The organism is Peristeroidobacter soli, assembly GCF_004138485.1.
In the GTDB taxonomy this organism is placed as follows: Bacteria; Pseudomonadota; Gammaproteobacteria; order Steroidobacterales; family Steroidobacteraceae; genus Steroidobacter; species Steroidobacter soli.
The window spans coordinates 680,946-702,848 of record NZ_RYEV01000003.1 but is presented as its reverse complement, the minus strand read 5'-3'; the positions used below and the strand labels follow the sequence as shown (position 1 = coordinate 702,848).

Annotated in this window: 17 protein-coding genes; 5 read left to right on the top strand and 12 right to left on the bottom strand. The window is 63.9% G+C overall.

Annotated elements, in window-relative coordinates:
- Positions 1 to 36 precede the first annotated feature (36 nt).
- From EKO19_RS11890 to ampD, 6 genes are all read right to left on the bottom strand, one after another.
- Positions 37 to 927 (bottom strand): hypothetical protein, encoded by an 891-nt coding sequence (locus tag EKO19_RS11890; protein ID WP_129776628.1) that lies wholly within the window; start codon positions 925 to 927, stop codon positions 37 to 39.
- On the bottom strand, positions 924 to 1,601 hold the full coding sequence (locus EKO19_RS11885) for an RNA polymerase sigma factor (RefSeq protein WP_129776627.1): 678 nt from the start codon (positions 1,599 to 1,601) through the stop codon (positions 924 to 926). The genes EKO19_RS11890 and EKO19_RS11885 overlap by 4 nt, the downstream gene beginning before the upstream one ends.
- A gap of 24 nt (positions 1,602 to 1,625) precedes the next feature.
- On the bottom strand, positions 1,626 to 3,410 hold the full coding sequence (locus tag EKO19_RS11880; RefSeq protein ID WP_129776626.1) for a vWA domain-containing protein: 1,785 nt from the start codon (positions 3,408 to 3,410) through the stop codon (positions 1,626 to 1,628).
- A gap of 89 nt (positions 3,411 to 3,499) precedes the next feature.
- Entirely contained in the window at positions 3,500 to 3,928 is a 429-nt protein-coding gene (locus tag EKO19_RS11875; RefSeq protein ID WP_217705273.1) for an MGMT family protein, read from the bottom strand.
- Positions 3,929 to 3,936: 8 nt separating this feature from the next.
- Positions 3,937 to 5,391, bottom strand: a complete 1,455-nt coding sequence (locus tag EKO19_RS11870) for a sodium:solute symporter family transporter (protein WP_129776625.1) — start codon at positions 5,389 to 5,391, stop codon at positions 3,937 to 3,939.
- A gap of 82 nt (positions 5,392 to 5,473) precedes the next feature.
- Positions 5,474 to 6,085: a 1,6-anhydro-N-acetylmuramyl-L-alanine amidase AmpD gene (ampD, locus tag EKO19_RS11865; RefSeq protein WP_129776624.1), complete on the bottom strand. Its 612-nt coding sequence runs from the start codon at positions 6,083 to 6,085 to the stop codon at positions 5,474 to 5,476.
- An 86-nt stretch (positions 6,086 to 6,171) separates the two neighbouring features.
- Between ampD and EKO19_RS11860 the strand changes: the two genes are divergently transcribed.
- Positions 6,172 to 6,906 (top strand): 16S rRNA (uracil(1498)-N(3))-methyltransferase, encoded by a 735-nt coding sequence (locus EKO19_RS11860; RefSeq protein ID WP_129776623.1) that lies wholly within the window; start codon positions 6,172 to 6,174, stop codon positions 6,904 to 6,906.
- 320 nt (positions 6,907 to 7,226) lie between these two features.
- Here the strand turns inward: EKO19_RS11860 and EKO19_RS11855 are convergent, their stop codons facing one another.
- From EKO19_RS11855 to pilG, 6 genes are all read right to left on the bottom strand, one after another.
- Entirely contained in the window at positions 7,227 to 7,706 is a 480-nt protein-coding gene (locus EKO19_RS11855) for a chemotaxis protein CheW (RefSeq protein WP_129776622.1), read from the bottom strand.
- The gene (locus EKO19_RS11850) at positions 7,703 to 15,010 is read right to left on the bottom strand and encodes an Hpt domain-containing protein (RefSeq protein ID WP_129776621.1); all 7,308 of its coding nucleotides are present in this window, start codon (positions 15,008 to 15,010) and stop codon (positions 7,703 to 7,705) included. The genes EKO19_RS11855 and EKO19_RS11850 overlap by 4 nt, the downstream gene beginning before the upstream one ends.
- 15 nt (positions 15,011 to 15,025) lie before the next feature.
- Positions 15,026 to 17,131 carry a methyl-accepting chemotaxis protein gene (locus EKO19_RS11845; protein ID WP_217705272.1) on the bottom strand — a complete coding sequence of 702 codons (2,106 nt, stop codon included), beginning with the start codon at positions 17,129 to 17,131 and terminating at the stop codon, positions 15,026 to 15,028.
- Positions 17,132 to 17,303: 172 nt separating this feature from the next.
- The gene (locus EKO19_RS11840) at positions 17,304 to 17,870 is read right to left on the bottom strand and encodes a chemotaxis protein CheW (protein WP_129776619.1); all 567 of its coding nucleotides are present in this window, start codon (positions 17,868 to 17,870) and stop codon (positions 17,304 to 17,306) included.
- A gap of 38 nt (positions 17,871 to 17,908) precedes the next feature.
- Positions 17,909 to 18,274 (bottom strand): response regulator transcription factor, encoded by a 366-nt coding sequence (locus tag EKO19_RS11835; RefSeq protein WP_129776618.1) that lies wholly within the window; start codon positions 18,272 to 18,274, stop codon positions 17,909 to 17,911.
- Between the two features lie 69 nt (positions 18,275 to 18,343).
- Positions 18,344 to 18,742: a twitching motility response regulator PilG gene (gene pilG, locus EKO19_RS11830; RefSeq protein WP_246038878.1), complete on the bottom strand. Its 399-nt coding sequence runs from the start codon at positions 18,740 to 18,742 to the stop codon at positions 18,344 to 18,346.
- A gap of 195 nt (positions 18,743 to 18,937) precedes the next feature.
- On the opposite strand from pilG, the gene gshB reads away from it, so the two are divergent.
- The 4 genes from gshB to ruvX are packed head-to-tail and all read left to right on the top strand — an operon-like array spanning position 18,938 to position 21,875.
- Entirely contained in the window at positions 18,938 to 19,924 is a 987-nt protein-coding gene (gene gshB / locus EKO19_RS11825; RefSeq protein ID WP_322095741.1) for a glutathione synthase, read from the top strand.
- Positions 19,921 to 20,823, top strand: a complete 903-nt coding sequence (locus EKO19_RS11820) for a TonB family protein (RefSeq protein ID WP_129776615.1) — start codon at positions 19,921 to 19,923, stop codon at positions 20,821 to 20,823. The genes gshB and EKO19_RS11820 overlap by 4 nt, the downstream gene beginning before the upstream one ends.
- A gap of 45 nt (positions 20,824 to 20,868) precedes the next feature.
- The gene (locus EKO19_RS11815) at positions 20,869 to 21,432 is read left to right on the top strand and encodes a YqgE/AlgH family protein (protein ID WP_129776614.1); all 564 of its coding nucleotides are present in this window, start codon (positions 20,869 to 20,871) and stop codon (positions 21,430 to 21,432) included.
- Entirely contained in the window at positions 21,363 to 21,875 is a 513-nt protein-coding gene (ruvX, locus tag EKO19_RS11810; protein WP_322095745.1) for a Holliday junction resolvase RuvX, read from the top strand. Before EKO19_RS11815 ends, ruvX begins: the two co-directional genes overlap by 70 nt.
- Positions 21,876 to 21,903 lie beyond the last annotated feature (28 nt).

Here is a 21,903-nt window from a genome sequence, read left to right as displayed (position 1 = left end):
GCAAGCTTTGATGACCAGCCCACGCTGGAAACAAACCTACTTCTTCACTTCGCGCGCGGCATCCGTCTCCGCCACCCCATAATCCGGAAACTTCTCCCGGAACCGCCGCCATTCCCGATCGGCGTCTTCTTGTTTGTTATCTTTCCGCAGCTGACGAATGTCTTTCAGCCACGCTTCCGGGTCCGTGTATGTCTTCTTCAACGTCGCCGCGTTGTCGACGGCGGTGGAGCTAATCGGGCGCGAGTAGCTGAGCACGGCTGCGGGTTCGGCGTTGCGTTGAGCGGCGGCGGACTGCGCTTGGACTCGGTTGTCTTCTTCTCGAGCGACTTTCTCTCGCGATTCGTCGGCTGCAAACGCGGCTTTGTCTTCTTGCTCGGCCTTGGCGAGCGATTCTTCCATGGAAGCGTCCGCGGGTTCGCGTGTAACGATACGCGCCCTCATCTCCGGCGCGGGAGCGGGCACGGGAGCTGCTGCGGGTGGGGGAGCGATATCGATTTCGGGGGGTGGAACAAAGGGCACGGGTTTTCCGGGCCTGTTTAGATCAACGTACACGACCGGCGGCGGGGCCTCGGCCTTCGGGGAGGCAGGCGCGGCTTCGGCGGGTGCCTCGATCTTTTTTGCTTCAATCGAACCCTGCGCGGACTGCGACGTCACCATCGTTTCATCACGCAACCCGGTTTCGACCACGATAGAAACCACCAGCACGGCCGACGCCGCAACTGCCAGCGGCTTCGCCCAGCTCATCCACGCGGGACGCGACGGACGTTTCACCGCATCTTCGGCCTGACGAAGCACCAGGCGATCGAGCGACGGCGGCACATCGTCGCGAGGCAGCTGACGATACTGACGTGACACGCTGGAATCCCCCTTCAGGTATTCATCCAGCTGCTGGTCGTCCAGCAACGGCTTGTCGGTGGGTTCAGTCATGACACGCTCGACTGCAAAGTCGGAGATTGATGCTGGCGCAGCGCCCCGCGAAGCTTGGCTAACGCATAACGCAGACGGCTCTTGGCCGTTTCCATGGCAACACCCGTGATGCGCCCGATATCCTCCAGACCAAGCCCGGTCTCTTCGTACAGAAGAAATACATCGCGCTGTTCTGCCGGCAATTCATCCAGGGCGCGCTTGAAATCCGCGCGCAGCTGAGCTTCGGCGAGCGCGGCATCGGGACTTTCATGACTCGGCCCCGACAGCTCGTCCGCCATGGCATCGACGTCCTGTGCACCTTTTTCCTGCGGCCGCCCGGCGCGCCGGAAGTAGTCGATCGCACAGTTGTGCGCGATATGAAACAGGAACGTCGTGAACCTGGCCCGCGCCTCGTAGCGCTCGCGACTGGCGATCACCTTGCTCCACACCTCCTGAAACAAATCATTCGCCACCTCCGGACTCCGGCACAGCCGATTCAGATAGCGATACAGCGCGCCCTTGTGACGCTCGTAAAGGATCTCGAACGCCCGCACATCGCCCTTGCGATAGCGAAGCATGAGCGTGGCATCGTCCGGTGCCGACCCAATGGTCGACACCGCCGCGCCAACCGCACCGGTGACTTCGCCCGCCGCAGCCGACATGGGCTGCGGGCCAGGAGTGGAAGGAAGATCCATGCAGCTAAGAGTATCAGCAATGCGTCATTCTGAGATCTGGCTGACTTTACTCACATCGGCAGACGGCGTCAGACTCTTGGCCAGCGCCACCAGGGACACGAACTCCTTGCGATACCCGTCTCGATCCTCACCCATCGCGCCACGCGCGAGCCTGGTGACATCGCCATAGTTGAAGTCACCCATGTATTTTCCACCCCGCAACAGCTGGCCGAACGCCGCGACACTGGCGGCGAAGCGAAAGTCGGTGGACTGCTGCTCGGTGACCGCATCCTTGCGGATCGGATATTCCAGCAGCTGGCTGCTATCGGAACCCGGCTTCTTGTAACGCAGCCGGACGTTGGCGAGTTCGCCCTTGCCGGCCGCAAGATCGTTCTTGGCCCCGTACCGTAACGAATCGACGCGTCCCTTCGCGCCCACCGGCACCACTTCATACAACGCGGTGACACGATGACCGGCGCCGATCTCGCCCGCATCGACCTTGTCGTTGTTGAAGTCTTCGCGCGCCAGCATGCGGTTCTCGTAACCGATGAGACGATACTCGAGCACCTCGGTGGGATTGAACTCGACCTGGATCTTCACATCCTTGGCGATGGTGTACAGCGTCGAGCTGAGCTGCGAGACGAGCACCTTGCGCGCTTCGGACAACGTATCGATGTATGCATAGTTGCCGTTGCCCGCATCGGCAAGCCGTTCCATGAGCTGTTCGTTATAGTTGCCTGTGCCGAAGCCGAGCGTCGTCAGCTCGACGCCGGTGGCGCGCTCGCGCTCGACGATGTCCACCAGCGCTTCGAAGTCCACGGTACCGACGTTGAAATCACCATCGGTCGCCAGCACGACTCGATTGATGCCGCCTTTGACGAACGTATCGTGCGCCAGTTTGTAGGCGAGCTGGATGCCGGAGGCGCCGTTGGTCGAGCCGCCGGCGGACAAGCGAGCGAGCGCTTCTTGAATTTGATTCTTCGCATTGCCCGGCGTGGGCTCGAGCACGACGCCCGAGCTGCCGGCATATACAACCATCGACACGCGGTCCCGACCGGTCAGCTGATCCGTAAGCATGCGGAACGCGTTCTTCAGCAGCGGCAATTTATCGGGCGAGTCCATCGAGCCCGACACATCGATCAGGAACACCAGGTTCGCGGACGGACGTTCCTTCGCTTCGATCTCGAACCCTTTGATGCCGATACGCATCAGCAACGCTTGTGAATTCCACGGTGCCGCGGCGAGCTCGGTAGAGACACGGAACGGCGTGTCACGACTGTTCGGTGTCGCATATTCATAATCGAAGTAGTTGATCAGCTCCTCGACACGGACCGCATCCTGCGGCGGCAACCGACCTTCATTGAGGAAACGACGCACGTTCGCATAGGCGCCGGTATCGACGTCGATGGAGAAGGTCGAGACCGGCTGCTCGACGGCAAGGTGCACGCCGTTATCCTTCTGATGCTGATAGCGCTCGGTGTCGGCGGGATTCGGCATCGCCAACCTCGCCGCGGGCGGCGCGAAGTTGCCCGAGGCCATTTTCATCTCCGCTTGGGTGGCCGGCGCGCTGGCGACCGCGTCCATTTCAATCGCCATCTCCGGCGGAGGTACAAATCCCGGCGACGCCGCCGGCCGCTGCAGATCGACGTATGTCACGGTCTGGCGAGTGCGCTCGTCGACCACCTTGTCGGCGGTCCGGGCCTCGACGGGGGGCGGCGGCGCGGTGCCCGCCTGGTGCGCTGAAACTTCGGTTTCCTCGCGCTTGGCGGCGCAGGCGGCAAGCACGGCAGCAGCAATCAACAAGGATCCCCGACTGACGACCCGGTTCATGACTTCGCTCCCCACTCCGACGCGGCTTGCGTCACTGGGGATAGGAACGGAGGGTCGGGTCGAATCGGGTTAAGGCGAGGTAAGGATTTTCAGGCGGGGCCCCACAGCAGCTCATCCAGCATCTTTTCGTGGGGCGGCCAGCCATAGACGTCCAGGTTCACCCGACCGCCGACGAAATCCACGCCTTCATTTTCCAAGTGCTTGCGTTGACGGGCGTAGCCATCGCTGCCGGCCGGAAAGGAAATGCGACCGCTGGCATTGATGACCCGGAACCAGGGCACGCCTCGGGACGCCGGGGTCTGTCGTAACACGGTTCCGACCAACCGGGCGCGCCGAGGCAAACCCGCCACATCGGCAACACCGCCGTACGTGCACACTTTCCCGCGCGGGATTTTCTTGATTGCCGCGATGATCCGGGCGGCGTCGCTCGCCGGCGCGACCGCGCCCCGTTTCGGCACGCTCTTTCGTGCCGCGGACTTCTTCTTCGACGTCTTCTTCTTGCGAGCGGTGGCAGCCACGACTGACCTCAAATCGGCACGCGATCGTGCACGGTTTCTTGAGAGCGGTCGGCGCGGTCCGGATTGCGACGACGTTCGCCCCCTGTCAGGGCAATGCCCAGGGACGCGACGAACGGCATGACGCGTTCCAGGAAATCGCCCGGCGCATCCGGCAACAAATGAAACAACAGCGACAGAATGAACCCGGACCAGATGGCCGCGAGCATCGCGCCGGGACGCACCCGTTTGCCGCAAACGCGGACCAGCAGCAACGGACCGAAGGACGCACCGATGGCGGAATAACCAAACATTGCGTGCTCGAACACGCTCGCCGGCGCCCACAAGGTCGCCAGCACGATCAGCACCGCCGACAAGACCATCGCGGCCCGACTCCAACCAATCGAGAGCGGCGAGTTCACGCGCCGTGAATCGATGCCCAACGTGGTCGCGAGCGCCAGCAGCTGAGTGCCGACGTTCGCGAAGATCGCCGCGATCAACGACGCGGCGATGAACGCCGCCAGCAGCGGTGGCAGCAACCGATCCGCGATAGTAAACAGCGCCAGTTCGGGCCGATTGAGTCCGGCGTACAGCACGCTGGCAGCCCAGCCACAGCACAGCACGACGCCCACCACTAGCGAAATCAACGCCAGTGCCAGCCAGCTGGCTCGAAACAATGTTTTCTCGTCGCGAGCCGCCATGAAGCGCGTCGCGAGTTGCGGCTGCCCCAATACGCCCAGCCCGATACCAAACACCCCCGCGGCGAATGCCAGCGCGACCACGCCCTTGCGACCGCCGAACTCATCGGTGGCCAGCGGGCCGAGCGCGGTGAAAGCAATCTTGAATTGATCCCATCCTTCGATCGCGACGCTCGAGCCCAGCAACAGCAGGCCGGCGAACACCCCGACCGCAATTACTTGCACAGCATCGCCCACCGCCGCCGCACGCAGTCCGCCGGCGAACGCGCATACGGTGATGAGAAACATCGAGGTCAGCGCAATGCTGATCAAGTTGAAGCCAAACTCATCGACCAGCAGGCCGCCGGCGAACCGCAGCATCGCGCTGGTCTGGAGCAACACACACGACACGAAGATGAGCAGCGCTGAGCGCGACACCAACGGTTGCAGACGATCGCCCGCGTCGGCGCTCAACACTTGGAACAACGTGGCCGTGCCCTGCCCCACTGAGATGGCGCGCAGGCGAGGAGCAATGAAGAACAGATTGAGCGCGGAGCCCGCGATGAATGCGCCGGAGATCCAGACGGCGGACAAACCCCACGCGAACGCAGCGCCAGCCAGAGTCATGAGCAGCCAGCCATTGACGGTGTTCGCTGTGCAGCTGAGCGCGACCAGCCAGACGCCGAGTCGACGATTCGCGAGCGCGAAATCGGCCGCGTTATGCGTGCGCTTGCCGGCCCAGGCCGCCACTGCCAACAGCAGCGCCGCGAAGGCCACCAGCGTCAGCAGCACCGTGGCGGAGCGGTTCATCGAATAAGGGTCCTCAAACGCCTGCGGGCCGGGCGGCGATGCTACACGACGCCATGATCGGGCGCGAAATCTGTCGCCGAAATCAGCCGGTCGCGCGAATCAACGCGTATAGGCGCTGCCAGTCGAAGGCCGGCCCCGGATCGGTCTTGCGGCCGGGCGCGATATCGCTATGGCCGGCGATCCGCGTCAACGACAACGACGGGTAAGCCTCGCACAGGCTCAGGATGATTGCGCTCAACACACGATATTGCGCCGGCTCGTACGGCGTCTCATCGGCGCCCTCCAACTCGATGCCGACGGAGAAATCATTGCAACGCTCGCGCCCTTGGTAGCTCGACGCACCGGCGTGCCAGGCGCGCTCCTGAAATGGCACGTACTGCACCGGCTCGCCGTCGCGACGGATCAGCAAGTGCGAGGACACCCTCAGATCCTTGATCTTCTCGAAGTACGGATGCTCGGCCGGCGGCAGCGTGTTGGTGAACAGCCGGTCGATCCAGGGCCCGCCGAACTCATCCGGCGGCAAGCTGATGCCATGGACGACGATGAGTTCTGGCAAGATGCCGCCCGGTCGCGGATCGAAGTTCGGCGACGGCACGCGTCGAGCGGCGCGCAGCCAGCCGCTATCCGTGTCGATGCCCGCGGCTACTGCGAGCAGATGCCGGGACAGAGGTTCCGGCGACGCTGTGGAGTGCATGGGCGGCTCCGTTACCGTGTCACGGCACAATGTTTGCTTGATCCTGGCGTGGGTTCCAAGATCACCCCACTCGCAATGAGGCGAGCATGAGAATGAACCGAATTTTCTGCGATGGCCCGCTGGCCGGTCGCACCGAGATCGACCTGCCCGCCGCCGGCGCTTACCACGTCGCACGCGTTCTGCGCATGCGCGAGGGTGCACCGCTGAGTGTATTCGACGGCAGCGGCCAGGAATTTCGCGCCGAGATCACGCGGGTCGCGGGCGACAAGGTCACCGTCAGCCTGAGCGATCCCACGCCCGGCACGGCCGAATCGCCGCTGAAAATCACCCTGGTCCAGGGCGTCTCGCGCAGCGAACGCATGGACTGGACGCTGCAAAAGGCCACCGAACTGGGCGTGGCGGCGATCTCCCCGGTACTCACTGCACGCAGCGTGGTGCGCCTCGATGAGAAGCAGGCGGTGAAAAAGCGTGATCATTGGAAGGGCATCGTCATTGGCGCCTGCGAACAATGCGGCCGCGCGAAGATCCCGGCGGTTTCCGCACCGATGACGCTGCGTGAGTACTTTGCCACGGTGAAAAAGGATGGCTTCCGGCTGGTGCTGAGCCCGTCCGCACCGGCCTCGCTCGTTGGCTTGTCCAGCATGCCCAGCAAGGCGGAGTTGTTGATCGGTCCCGAGGGCGGCCTCGACGACGATGAGCTGCTCGCCGCGCAGAAAGCCGGCTTCATGCCGGTGCGTCTCGGCCCAAGAGTGCTCCGAACCGAAACAGCGGCGGTGGTTGCGCTCTCTGTGCTTCAAGGGTTGTGGGGCGACCTGCAGTAACAACCAACGTCTCTCTTCTGGACGTCTGGCGCCAAGCGAACGCGTCGGCGGCGGCTGTGGGTCCTATGTCCTCCCGGCAGCTTCGAACAAGAGGGACCTTGTCGGAGCAGTGCGCCCAGGGGCTTGGCGGTGCCTTTAAGCGAAGCACGGCTTCGCTCCGCCGAGCGGGTGTACATGGATGTACACCCTGGGCTTGCGCGGAGCAGGGACTGCGCAGCGCAATGGGACCAACGGGCCGAGCGATAGCGAAGGCAGCAGGGGAGCACGGTGCCGGGAGGACATAGGACCTGCCAGGCGACGCTAACCACTGAGCGAACTCTTCAAGCCGCCCGGCTCTCTTCGCTGATCATCTGTTCCAGGTGCTCGAAGTCCGGGATCAGCGGCGACTCGTTGAGCATGCGCACCTGACACAGGATCGGCCCACGCTCCGGGAACGTGCGACTCGGGTCCGATTTCACGACGTCATTGTTCACGCGCACCAGCTGCGGGAAGCCCTGCGTGATGACACCGAAGTAGCCACCGGTCACCTGACTGCTCAACGCCACGAATATCACGATACGCGTACGCGTGCCCGGCGTCGGCACCGGCTGGCCGCATGCGGCTTCAAAAGAGATCACCGGCACCGGCCGGCCGCTCCAGGAAATCGTGCCCAGATACCACGGCGGCACGCCTGCCACTTTCTCCGGCGTTTGCCAGGTCACGACTTCAGCCACGCACGCGCGCGGCACGATCAACCGTTCCTGCGCCAGCGGAATCAGCAGGCTGTACAGCTCGTGCGAGGGTATGTCTGTAGTGCTCACGACACTTTCCTTCTACGGGCCTGCACCAGCGGCTCGATGGCGTCGAGCAACTGATTTTCCTGATACGGCTTGCCGAGGTAATCGTTGACGCCGATCTCGATGGCGCGAGCGCGATGTTTCTCGCCGACGCGCGAGGTGATCATCACGATCGGAATATCGGTCAGACGCGCATCGGCGCGCACTTGGGTCGCCAGCTCGTAACCGTCCATGCGCGGCATCTCGATGTCGAGCAGAATCACATCCGGGATATGTTCCTGGAGGATCGACAGCGCATCGACGCCGTCCTTCGCCGTCATCACGCGCATGCCATTGCGCTCGAGCAGACGCTGCGTCACGCGACGCACGGTGATCGAGTCGTCGACGACCAGTGCGAACGTCCGCGTGTCCTGCTTCGGACCCTGCTGTTCCAACGGCTGCCGGCCGCCGCGCCAATCCGAGCGCACCAGCGTACCCATGTCCAAGATGATGACGATGCGACCGTCGCCGAGAATCGTGGCACCGGCGATACCGCGAATCGTCGCGATCTGCGGGCCCACCGACTTCACCACCATCTCGCGGCTGCCGACCAGCTCGTCCGTGACGATCGCGGTCGAATGCTCGCCGGCGCGAATCAGAATCAGCGGCACGGACACATCGAGCTCGGGCAGTGCCGACGGACCGCCGCCGACGAACGCGCCGAGATGTTGCAAGCGATAGACCTGTCCGCCGTACGTAAACGTCGGCACTTCCTCGGCCAGATGTCTCTGCACTTCCGACTTCGGAATACGCGCGACGCCTTCGACCGACGGCAGCGGCAACGCATACAGCTCGTCGCCGGTACGGACGATCAACGCTTGCGTGATAGCCAGCGTGAACGGCAGGCGAATCGTGAACTTCACGCCCTTGCCCAACTCGGAGGCCGTGAACAATGCGCCGCCGAGCTTCTTGATCTCGTTGACCACCACGTCCATGCCGACGCCGCGGCCCGCATGTTGAGTGATGGTGCTGGCAGTGCTGAAGCCGGGCTCGAGAATGAGTTGCATGGCTTCTTCGTCGGTCAGCACGCGACCGGCTTGTAACAAGCCCTTCTGCCTGGCGCGCTCACGCACGGCATTCACGTCGATGCCGCGACCATCGTCTTCGAGCACGATGACCATTTCCGAGCCTTCGCGGTGCAGGCCGACTTTGATCGTACCTTGCGCCGGCTTGCCGCGTGCGACGCGTTCTTCCGGCGTTTCGATACCGTGCACGACGGAGTTGCGCAGCATGTGCTCGAACGGCGGCAGCATGCGCTCCAGCACCTGACGATCGAGCTCGCCGTTCGCGCCTTGCACGACCAGTTCGACGCTCTTCTTGGTGTCGTTCGCCACCTGGCGGACCAGACGGCTCAGACGTTGCACGTGGCGCTGGAACGGCACCATGCGCGTGCGCATCAGGCCGTTCTGCATTTCGGTCACGACGCGCGACTGTTGCAACAACAGGTTCTGCGCTTCGCGCGTGAGGTTTTCCAGCAGGCCTTCGATGGAGCTCACGTCGCTCACCGATTCGGCGAACGCGCGCGTCAGCTGCTGCAGGCTCGAATAACGATCCATTTCCAGCGGATCGAAGTCGGCGCGATCCGGATAGTCTTCCTGATGGCGATGCAGGATCTGGGATTCGGTTTCCAGCTCGATCTTGCGCAGCTGATCCTTCAAGCGCGTGACGGTGCGACCCAGCTCGGCGAGGTTGAACTCGATGGAGCTGACCTGCTGTTCCATGCGCGAGCGGAAGATGCTGACTTCGCCGGCGTTGTTGAGCAGGTTGTCGAGCAGGTCGGCGTCGACGCGAGCGAATTCGCGTGGCTCCTGCGCGGCCTGCTTTTCGCGGCCTGGCAGAGCGGGCGCGGCTTGTTCGGCGGCTTCTTCCTGTTGCTGCTCGCCATCGGGCGGCAGCTCGGGGGCGACTACGGAAACGTCGTGGGCCGCGTGCACGCCGGTTGAAGCATGCTCGGCTTGAATGGCAGCGTCCGGAACCTCTTCGACGCGCACCGCTTCGCGAGGCGCGACGGCGCCCAGCTCGTCGGCACCGAATTCAACTTCCACTTCGGAGACGGCTTCGACGTCGGGCGCCACTGCGCTCCGGCTCGCAGCCGTTGTTTCTTCACTCCAGCCGCCTTCGGATCGTGCCTCTGCGGCGAGCGCTCTTTCAGCGGCGGCTTCTTCTTCGAGCAACGCTTCGATGTCGGTGAGCGTCGGGACGATGTCGGTTTGCGAGCCGATGTCTTTATCGTCGGGCGAGTAGCTTTCGATTTCGACGACTTCTTCGGCGGGTGCTTCGAACAGCGGCGCGGGTGTCAGCGCGGCTGGCGGCACCACTTCCGGCGCGATCGGCGCGGCCGGCGAAATCGCGGCGGCCATCATCGCAGCGGGCGACGGCGTCGCTGGCGTTTCGGCGGTCGGGGCCGCTTCTTCCGCTTCCCCGTTACACAGCGCACGAATGCGCCTCATCAACTCGCGCGCCGGCTTGCAGCGGTCGCCACTGGCGACGACGTCGCGCATGCGATGCAGTTCGTCGAGGCTGGCCTGCAGGGCGTCGAAGACCCTCTGCTCGGCGGGGACCTGGCCGGTTTCGACCAGCCCCATCAATGTTTCCAACTCGTGGCTGAGATCGCCCATGGCCCGGATGCCGGCCATGCGAGCACCGCCCTTCAGCGTGTGCACGACGCGCTTCAGCTCGAAGACCAGAGCGCTGTTGGCGCGGTCACGGATCCAGGAGGAGAGCGATTGATCGGCGGTTTCGAGCAGCTCGGTGGCCTCTTCGGTGAAGATGGCCGCGACGTCGGGATCGAAATCGCTGTCGTCGTAATCGCCCTCTTCTTCCTCGATCGGCGCCGAAGCCGGAGCCGCTGTCGCGGGCAACGCGCCTGGCTGCTGCGCAGCCGGCACGACTTCAGAAACAGTTTCGGACTGAGCGGCGATCGACGCCGGCTCGGAAATCGGAGTTTCTACCGGCTGAGAAGCCGTCGCGTACGGTTGCTCAGCGTCCGCCGACGCACCGAGCTGCTGCGCAGCTGGTGCTACTTCGGAAGTAGTGTGAGATTCAGGGCCGACCGGCGCGGCCTCGAAGATCGAAGACGCGGCAGCCGCGGCGACGGCCGGCGAAGCGGCCGACACGGCGGCGTCACCCGCCAACGCTCCGTGCGCTGACTCAGCAGCGTCACTGGCCGACGTTCCATACGCCGACTCAGCAGCCTCACTCGCCAACGTTCCGCGCGTCGGCTCAACAGTGTCGCTCGCCAACGTTCCGCGCGCCGGCTCAGCAGCGTCGCTCGCCAACGTTCCGCGCGTCGGCTCAGCAGCGTCACTAGCAAACGTTCCCTGCGCCGCCGACTCACCAGCGTCACTAGCAAACGTTCCCTGCGCCGCCGACTCACCAGCGTCACTAGCAAACGCTTCCTGCGCGCGCTCAGCATCATCAGTAGCAAACGCTCCGTGCGCCGGAGGCTCAGCAGACGCGCTCGCCAACGTTTCATCCGCGGCCGGCCGAAGCAGCGGGCTGCGAATCGTCTCCGCATCGTCGCGGGCATGCGCCGACTCGCGTGCCGGCACGGCCGACTCAACCGGCAACACCGGCGGCTCAAACTCAGCCGCCCACGGTGCGGTCTCGACGATGAGATCCGTGGCCTCTTCGGGCAGCGGCTCATTCATCTGCAGCAGCGCGCGATTGCTCTCATCGAGCAGCAATTGATCTTCGTCGACGATGATGCCCGGCTCTTCCTGGGTCAAAGCCTCGAGCGCCGCCGCTTCCAGCGTGAGATCGCCGTCCGCAGTCAGCTCGACTTCCTCGACCACCACTTCGCCGTTGGAAACATCGCTGTTGGCCGCGGCACTGGCCTCTGCCTTGGGGAAGTTCTCGTACGACCACTGCAGCGTATCGAGGCCGTTGAAGCCCGCCTCGAGCTCGACCACCTCACCGGCCGACTCACCCAAGGTGATTTCTTCCGGCGTGACTTCGACCGAGCCGAGCACGATCTGTTCGCCGGTTGCCTCGGTGGCGCCGGCGCTCGGCGCATCGAGCGTGATCGATTCGCCGGTGAGCTCGGCGGCATCGAGCGTGATTTCCTCGACGATCATTTCGGGCGCGGCCAGATCGATCTCCTCGATCGACACTTCCGGCGCATTGAAATTGATGTCTTCGCCGATCAGCGTGGTCGCATCCAGCGTGCCCGACTCGAGCACACTCGGCTCGACGGGGCTGAGCTCGAAGGTTTCCGGCTCGATGGGGGGCAGCATCGCGTTCACCGCCGTGAGCGACATCTCTTCGACATCGACAGGCGCGAGCGGCGCGCGAACACTGATCTGTTGGTTGATACTGGTCGCCGCGGTCGACGTAACGAAATGCTCGCCCGTGGCTTCGCTATTAGTGGCGTTGGCAGTCGTGGATGCGCCGAGCTCGGCGATGCGGGAGATTTCCGAGTCGAGGGCATTCTCCAGATCGTGCAGGCGACGCACGATCAGATCGTGGTCGAGGAAGAAGCCGGTGTTCTCGTTGATGTTCTCGACCACCTGCTGAATCGCGGTCACCGCATCCGACAACGAAGCCAGCCCGGCATCGGACATGCCGATGGAATTATCGTAGAGCTTGCGAATGTATCGATTCAGCGGCTCCGCGATCTTGATGCCTTGACGCGCGCCGGCGGTTTTCGCCGTGCCGCTCAGCGTATGACACGAGCGATGCAGATCTTCGGTGACGGCATAAGGAGGCGTCGCGAGCCGGCAGGCCGCGATGAACTTATGAATCGTCCCGAGGTGCCCCGCGGTTTCTTTGGCGTAGATCTCGTGGAGCCCCGGGTCCATTGGGGATTCTGCCGATGCCGCCGCGGGGGTTATTGCCTCTGGGGCTGGGGCTGTTTTTTTTTCCGGCAGAGGTGACAGCGTCGGCGCCTCCATGGCGGTTGCCGTAAGCACCGGGGGTTCCGGACGGCGAACCGGCGCAGCGGCAGGAGCGGCGGCCATTGCCTGCGTCGCGGACGGCGGGCGCACACCGGCGAGCGTGTTCGCCGTGTTGATGATCTTCGCGATATCGGCTTGCGGCGCGCGTCCCGTCTCGAGCTGTTCGACCAGCTCGGGGATGGCGGCCACGGCCGAGCGCATCAGGCTCATCATGTCGGGCGTGCGATCCAACGTCTTGTTGATCACCCGATTCAACAGGTTCTCGACCGACCAGGCGAAGTCGCCGATGAGCTGTGCGCCCACCATGCGACCGGAGCCCTTCAACGTATGGAAGGAACGACGCACGTTGACCAGCGCTTCCTGGTCCTGCGGGTTCGAATCCCACAGCGGGAAGAACTGGTTGAGCTTGGCGATCTCGTCCTTGGCCTCTTCGATGAACAGCTCGACGAATTCCGGATCGACTTCGCGATCGACGGGCTTCGTGAGTGCAGGCGGCATCGCGGGCGGAGCCGGAGGCGGCTGCGGGGCGGCGACCGGCTTGGTCGGACGGCGCACTTCGTGCGTGACCGGATCGAGCACAGCAGTCGGCTCATGTTCGGTGCCGAGCGCAACGGTCGGCGCGTGCGGCTCGATGACAACGGTGCGAGCGTGATCGGCAGTCGTGCCGCCGAACGCTTCGACACGTGGCACCGGCGGCGTTTCAGCGAGATAACGCAGGCAGGTTTCGGCGTTGTCGAGCATGTACCAGGGATCGGCGCGGCCGGCCTGGATGGTTTCCATGTAGTACTCGACGGCGACGATGGCGTCGGCGAGACGATCGACCGCCTCTTGCGGCAACGTCAGGCCATCGCTGCGCACGAAGTTCTGCAGCGCCTTGTCGATGCCTTCCATGATTTCGACGACGCGGGTCTTGCCCAGCATCAGCAGGCCGGCGGTGATGCCGCGCATGAGCTGAGGAATCTGATCGACGGCCGCGCCTTCGCGAGGCTTGTCCAACGTGTGCGCGATCGCTTCCTTGATGCGCGCCATGTTGACGATACATTCGCGCAGCACCGCCTCGGTCACGAGACGGAATTCGATTTCGTCCGGGCCGGCCGGTTTCGCCGGCGCGCTGCCTGACTCGGTCGCGGTCGGAACGATCATGCCGACCAACTGTTCGTCGAGACTGTCTTCGACCTTGATGAGCGTCGCCGCCATACGCAGCAGGGTGCCTTCGCTGGCCTTGGACTTGTTCGCCACGATGGCTTGCAGATCCGTGGTCTCGGACTGCACTTTGTCGCGCAACTCACCGAGGCCGAGCACACCGAGCGTATCGGCGATCTTCTTCAACAATTCCAGCTGCGGCGCGAGCTCGTCGACCTGGGTGCCGCCCTGGCGAACGAAGATATCGAGCGCGTCTTTGACGCGGCTCAGATCTTCCTTGATCGCGGCGGCCACGGTCTTCATCAGCTTGACCGACGGCGCAGACAGGCTTTCGCGGGCTTGCTCGACGCCGTCGTCGACCGGCAGCAGCTCGGACAGACGGAACGATGCGCGAACAGCAGCGACGCGCGGGCCATTGGTGCGCGCACGAGCCACGTAATAAAGCACGTTGTTCAGCAGCTCGAGCGGCGGCGAATCGGAATAACGCGCTTCGCCCGATTCATACAAACGTTTCATCTCGCGGTCGGCCTGACCGAGCAGACGTTTGATCGAGGCGCTGCCTTCGAGACCGCCCTCGCGCAATGCTTCGAGCACCGCGCCGACCACCCACCACAGCTGGAATACAGCTTGTGTGGTCGCGACGTGTTCGAGTTTCTCGGCGGTGCGCGACAGGATCTCCAGGTTCTGATCCAGGCGCTCGCCCTTGATCCAGCCGAGCAGGCCCAGCTGGAAACGAGTGCGCAGCTTGCGCGCCCATTGCGCGACGGTCAGCGCGGCTTCGCCGGAATTCGCGACCGGGTTCGCCTGTTGATCCGAGCTGAGATTCAGCAGCAGCAGCGTGCCTTCGGACAACAGCGCATGACCGCGCACCGCGCGCAGGTCGTTCAACAGAGGCAACAGCACGAGCGCCATGTCGCGCCCGCCGCTCATCACGCGTTCGAGATACGTCGGCAGCTGGACCATCGCGCGCATCAGCGCGTCGAGGCCTTCGGCGAGATGACGTTTCTCGTTGAAGTTCGCGATCAGATAGTTCGCGACCTGGCCCATTTCTTCGGCCAGCAGCGCCGCGCCATACACTTCGGCGACGCGCAGGGCGCCGTGCACCGCGTGCAGGTGTTCATTGCACTTACGCAGCAGCGCGAGATTGTCTTGCTGCTCGCCGAACGCTTCCAACGAAGCTCGTGCTTCGTTCAGTTCGCTGGCGAGCTCGCGCGCAACGATGTGCAGAGTCTGCGATGAAACCTCAGCCATGGTCTCGCGTATTTCTTAAACGTTGAGGCCGCTGACTTTCTTCGGCGCGTTGGTGCGGTTCGCGGCGGTGTTGCTGCCGGTCGCGGTGAGCGACGGCGGCGAAACCTGCGGCGCTTTGCGAGCCGGATCGGTCAGCAAGGCAGAGCCACCGGACACAGCGTCCGGCAGACGGAAGCCCGCGACTGACTTACGCAGCTGCGAGGACAGCTCGGCAAGCTTGCCGACCGAGCTGGACGTAGCGGCGGAATTTTCCGCTGTCTGCGAGCTGATCTCTCTGAGCACGCCCATGTTGCGTGCGATGTTCTGCGCCGCCGACGACTGCTGGCGCGCGCTGGCGGAAATGTTTTGCACCAAGCTGGCGATCTGATTCGACACCTGCTCGATTTCTTCCAGCGCCGCGCCGGCGTTTTCGGCCAGCAGCGCTCCGCCCACCACGTCCGTGGTGCTGCGTTCCATCGAAACCACGGCTTCGTTGGTGTCGGCCTGAATCGTGCGCACCAGCACTTCGATCTGTTTGGTGGCGTTGGCGGCGCGCTCGGCGAGCCGCTGCACTTCGTCGGCGACGACCGCGAAACCGCGGCCCGCTTCACCGGCCATCGACGCCTGAATGGAGGCGTTCAAGGCCAGAATGTTGGTCTGCTCGGCGATGTCGTTGATCAGTTCGACGATGTTGCCGATCTCTTGCGAGCTCTCGCCGAGGCGCTTGATGCGCTTGGACGTTTCCTGAATGGTCTCGCGAATGGTGTTCATGCCGTCGATGGTACGGCGCACGGCGTCGCCGCCCTTGTGGGCGACATCCACCGAGTGACGCGCGACGTCCGCCGAGCGCTCGGCGTTGCCGGACACTTCTTCGGTCGACGAAGCCATCGCGGCCACCGACTCCGATGCCAGCGCGACCTGTTTGGACTGCGCAACCGACGCCTTCGCCAGCTGACTGACCGAACCCTGGGTTTGTTTGGCCGCGGAGTCGAGCGACACCGCCGACTCGTTGATCGTGGCGACCAGCTCGCGCAGCGCTTCGATGGCGTAATTGATGGAGTCCGCGATCGCGCCGGTGATGTCCTCGGTCACGGTCGCCTGCACGGTGAGATCACCGTCGGCCAGGCTCGACAGTTCATCGAGCAGTCGCAGAATCGCTTCCTGGTTGCGTTCGTTCTTGCTCGCCTGCACTTCCAGCTGTTTGCGGATGTTGCCGCCCATCGAATACAGCGACGCCAGAATGACCAGCGAGATCAAGCCGAGCGCCAGCAACCCGATCGGCAGCGCTTTGCTGTTGACGACGCCCGCGGCGGTACCGCCTGGCACACCAACGCGAGTGGCGAACGCGGTGTAGATCTTGTCGCCGCTGACGGCGAGCGCCGCGGCGGCTTCGCGAGCGGCCTTGACGCGATCGGCGGAGGTAATCGCCGTGCGCACCTTCTCGCTCAGCTGAGCATACAAAGAGCTGGTGCTCTTGAAGCGGCCTTCCGCTTCCGGCCCCGTGACCTTCGGCAAGCCGAGGCCGGCGTCTTCACCGCCGAGGCCGCCGACGACCTGACCCATATAATCGTTGCCGTCCGCCAGACGGCGCGCGATCACGGTCGCGTCGCCGACGCCGCCGGCGAGCGCTTCCATGTCCTGTTGCAAGCGCAGCCCGGTGAGCTCGAAACGTTCCAGGTGACGGGTCATGCCTTCGATGCCGGGCGAGCCGAGCGCGCTCGCGACGTTGCCGAGGCTCTGTAACAACTGGGGCACCAGCGCGCGCACTTCGATGGCGGATTTCTGCACGCCTTCGATGGCTTCCTGCGCGTTCAGGATGGCCTGACTCTGTTTCAACAGCTCGGTGCTGCCGGCAAAGCCCTGCACGTCGGGACCGAGCGAAGCAGCCAGTGTCGAGTAACGGGTACGGGATCCAGACAGCGCGCTGAACGCGCCTTGGGTGCCGCTCAACGCGGCGTTCGCTTGCAGAGGCAACTTCTGGGACAGCGCCAGCAGCTCGTTCATCTCGCGGACGCTCTTGTCGTCGCCGCCCGTGTCGCCACCTGCGAACGCTAACAATCCGAGTGCCGTGACTACGCAGACCAGCGCGACCACCATGAGGGCCGGCAGGAACTGCACGCCTATCATTTTTTTCTCAGCCATGACCCTGCCCATCCGTGGCGATCATTTCGTCAGAAGACGAAATGCCGTGCCAACCCGCTGTCACAGGCGGCGGCGCATGCCGTGTGCTGATGCTGTAGTTGTTTTGCACGACCGTCTTCCAACGTCTCGTCTATCTGTTTGGCCAAACTGAAACTGAATCGATCGACCGCGGCTAGGACACCGCCGCTTGCAAAAACTCGGCGCTCTCCAGCAGCGAGCGCAGACTGAACACCGGCCAGCTCTCCGTGCCGCGACGGAACGCGCCGGCGAGATAACGTTCGCAGCGGGCGATGGTCGCGGGCGGCGTCGCCGAGAACTCGCCATCGGCAAAGCGTCGAAACCCGAGCACTTCGTCCACCAGCAGCCCGGCCGGCACTTCGCGATGGTTCGCCACCAGCACGCGCGTGCTGCGATTGGTGCTGGTCATGCCGCCGCCTAGATAAGCGCGTAAATCCACCACCGGCAACAACTGACCTCGCACATTTGCAATGCCGCGAATCCAGGGTTTCGCGCCTGGCACGCGCGTCACAACGGACGGATAGCTCAGCACCTCGCGGGTCTCTTCACGCGCGGCCAGAAAGCTTTCCGAGCTCAGCCGGAAGGCCACGCCGACCCATTCGCGCTCGGCGGCCGCGTCACGGCCCTGCCCGGTCAGCGCGACGCGCGCCAGTCGCTCCAGCTCCCGCAGGAGATCGAACGGCTTGTCTCGCAGCGACTTGAGGGTGGCGGTGGCGCTCATTTCCTTACGACTTTTCCGGATTAAACGGCCTGTCGGAGTCAGCCGGCCAGCGCAGCCTGGGCCTTCTCGATCAGCTTTTCCATCGAGACCGGCTTCACCAGGTAATCCTTGGCGCCCTGGCGCATGCCCCAGATGCGGTCGGTCTCCTGATCCTTGGACGTCACCATGATCACCGGAATGGCCTTGGTGTCCGGATCGGAGGCGAGCTTGCGGGTCGCCTGGAAGCCGTTCACGCCCGGCATCACCACGTCCATGAAAATCAGATCGGGCTTCATTTCCTTGGCCTTGCGGATCGCCTCGGCGCCATCGCCGGCGGACGCCGTCTGATAGCCGTGGCGCTCCAGTGCCTTTTGCATCACGTGCACTTCCGTCGGCGAATCGTCGACGATGAGGATCAGTGCCATACCTTGCTCCGCCGTACCTTGCTCCGTCCGCGTTGCCAATGCTGTGCGCATTACCTGTTCCCTGGCCGGTTACCGGGCAACCGCGCCAACATGGGTTTCGATCGCGTTCAACAACTCATCCTTGGTGAAAGGCTTGGTCAGATAGTGCTCGGAGCCGACGATGCGGCCACGGGCGCGATCGAACAGGCCGTCCTTGCTCGACAACATGATCACCGGAATGGAGCGGAACACCTTGTTGTGCTTGATCAGCGAGCAGGTCTGATAGCCGTCCAGCCGCGGCATCATGATGTCCACGAACACGATGTCGGGCTGATGGTCGGCGATCTTGGACAGCGCGTCGAAACCGTCGACCGCCGTGAACACCTCGCAACCTTCCTTCGACAGCAGCGTCTCGGCCGTGCGACGGATGGTCTTGCTGTCGTCGATGACCAGCACCTTGAGGCCCGACAATCGGGCGGACTGGCTCACGCTTAAGTTCTCCATCGCGCTGTTTCCTCAAGCCCTCGACTGATCGCCTTTTCCCACGGGGGGCACAACCGCCGGAACTTTTAACATATTGGTTATAGGGCCGCCATCGCCCGCCTTCCTATACTATGAAGCCCGTCACACAGCGCTCGCGCCGCGAATTGACGTGTGATGTGTACGCTCGACTTCCCAGGTGAAATGCCCATGTCCCCCCCCCACCCAAGCACTGTGTCGCAACCTGTCCGCGTCGTCGTGGTCATGGATCCCATCTCTGAGATCAAACCGGCCAAGGACACGACGCTGGCCATGCTGCTGGCCGCCCAGGAGCGCGGCTGGGAGCTGTGGTACACCGAGCAGCGCGACCTGTGGCTGCGCGACGGCGTGCCGCTGGCGCGGCTGGCGCCGCTCAAGGTCGAGAACGATCTCGAGGACTGGTATCAGCTGGGCGAATCCCAGGTGCAGGGATTGTCCGAATTCGATGTCATCCTGATGCGTAAGGACCCGCCGTTCGACATGGAGTACATCTATACGACGTACATCCTCGAACGTGCCGAGGAGGCCGGCGTGCTGGTAGTGAACCGGCCGCAGGGTCTGCGCGACATGAACGAGAAGGTATACACCGCCTGGTTCCCGCAGTGTTGCGCGCCGACGCTCATCACCCGCGACATGGCCGACATGCACGCGTTCCTGAAGGAGCATGGGCGCATCGTCTGCAAACCGCTGTACGGCATGGGCGGCCGCTCGATCTTCGTGCTCGAACAGCACGACAAGAATGCCAATGTGATTTTCGAGACCATGACCGAGTACGGCACGCGCTTCGCCATCGTGCAGAAATATCTGCCGGAGATCGTCGAGAGCGGCGACTCGCGCATCCTGGTCATCGACGGCGAGCCGGCGCCCCATGCACTGGCGCGCATTCCGTCGGCCACCGACAATCGCGGCAATCTCGCCGCCGGCGCCAAGGGCGTGGGCCGCGAGCTGAACGATCGCGACCGCTGGCTGGTGGCTCAGATCGGGCCCGAGCTGCGGCGTCGCGGGATGCTCTTTGTTGGACTGGACGTCATCGGCGGCTTCGTCACGGAGATCAACGTGACCAGTCCCACCGGCGTCCGTGAACTGGACAAGCAGTTCGGCACCCGGATCGCCGGCCTGCTCATGGATGCGATAGAGAAACGACTGAAATGAACGCTTCGGCCCCGCCAGACGACGAAGCCCTCGCCGGCGAATTGCGGGAGGGACAGGCACCGGTCAACGACCGGCTGACCACCACTTTGTTTCTGGCGGCGCTGTTTCACGGCATCGTGATTCTGGGCATCACATTCGCCGTGCCTCGCAGTGACAACAGCCCTACTCCGACCCTGGAAGTGCTGTTGCTCACCAGTAACGACACCAAGGCCGCCGACAATCCCACCGCTCAATATCTGGCCCAGCGCAATCAGCAAGGCAGCGGCACCACCGACGAGCGCGTCCGGCCGGCGAATCCGACGTCCTCGCCGGTCGTGGCCGATCTGGACGGCGTGCCCGACGGCAACAGCGATCAATACAAGGAAGCGGTCTCCGGTCAGCGATCCACGGAGATCATCAGCAGCCGGAGTGATCGCAGCGAAGTCGAATACCGCAGCGGTGACAACAATCCGTCGCAGCAGGCGGAAACGCCGTTGGCGCTGTCGACCACCGCTCCGCGCCCGATCGCGACCAGCGCGACCGACACGTCGCTGGTCCTGCGCGGTCAGCGCCTGGATGGAGCGATCGAGATCGTGCCGAACACGCGCGAATCGAAACTCGCGCCCTACCTGAATGCGTGGCGCTCCAAGGTCGAGCGGCTGGGCACGCTCAACTTTCCTCAGTACGCCCGCAACGGCCAGACCGGCAACCCGGTGCTGGAAGTTTCTTTGCAAGCCGACGGCACCCTGGGCGACGCCCTGATCCGGCGCTCCAGCGGCAACAAGGAAATCGACCAGGCGGCGCTGTCCATCCTGCGCCTGGCCTCGCCGTTCGACCCGTTCCCGAGCGAGCTGCGCAAGCAGTACCGGGAATTGCGGTTCGCCTACGAATGGCAATTCCTCGGCGCCCCCAAAAAGTGAGCTTCCGTGCTTGAGCCAGGGCGGACGGCGCCGGATACTTGGACCATGTCCGAAGGCGACTTCCTCACCAATCAGTTCCTCATCGCCATGCCGGCGATGACCGACAGCAATTTTGCCCAGACGGTCACATTCATCTGGGAACATAACGCCGACGGCGCGCTCGGCATCATCATCAACCGCCCGTTACAGATGCGGCTGCTGGATGTGTTCGAGCAGTTGAAAATGCCGACGGCCCCTGGGGTGTTCGGTCACCAGCAAGTCTTGCAAGGCGGCCCGGTGCAGACCGACCGCGGCTTCGTCGTGCACCAGATCGGCGGTCATTGGGAACATACCCGCCAGGTGTCGCCCCGCCTGCAGGTGACGACTTCGCCCGACATTCTGAATGCCATGGCTCGCGGCAGCGGCCCGAATACCGCGCTGGTCGCATTGGGCTATGCCGGCTGGAGCGCCGGTCAGCTGGAAACCGAACTGGCGCAGAACGCCTGGCTCACGGCGCCCGCCGATGAGCGCATCCTGTTCGACACGCCCTATGAGCAACGCTGGCGCGCCGCCGGCCGCCTGCTCGGCGTGGACCTCGCCACCATCAGCGATCAGGTGGGCCACGCCTGAGCCCGCAGGTCATTCTCGCCTTCGATTACGGCACCCGACGCATCGGCGTCGCCAGCGGCGACACGCTGACTCGTACCGCTCGCGCGCTCACTACACTGGAGCGTGGTAGCGATGTGCCGTGGGCGGCGATCGGCAAGCTCGTGCAGGAATATCAGCCGTCGCAATTCGTGGTCGGCTTACCCTGGAACATGGACGGCACGCCGACGCTGCTCACCGACGTCAGTCGTTCCTTTGCAGCCGAGTTGAAGTCTCGTTACCGCAAGCCGGTCGCCTTGGTAGATGAAAGACTGAGCTCGCGTGAGGCCGAGGCGCAGCTGCGCGAGGCCCGCGCTTCGGGTATGAAGAAACGTCGCAATACCCATGCGGACGTGGACATGATCGCTGCCCGCATTTTGCTGGAGCAGTGGCTGGAGAATCCCGGCGCGGCGGAGAACGTGCTCTAACGGGTCGGCGCGGCTACAATCCCGTTCC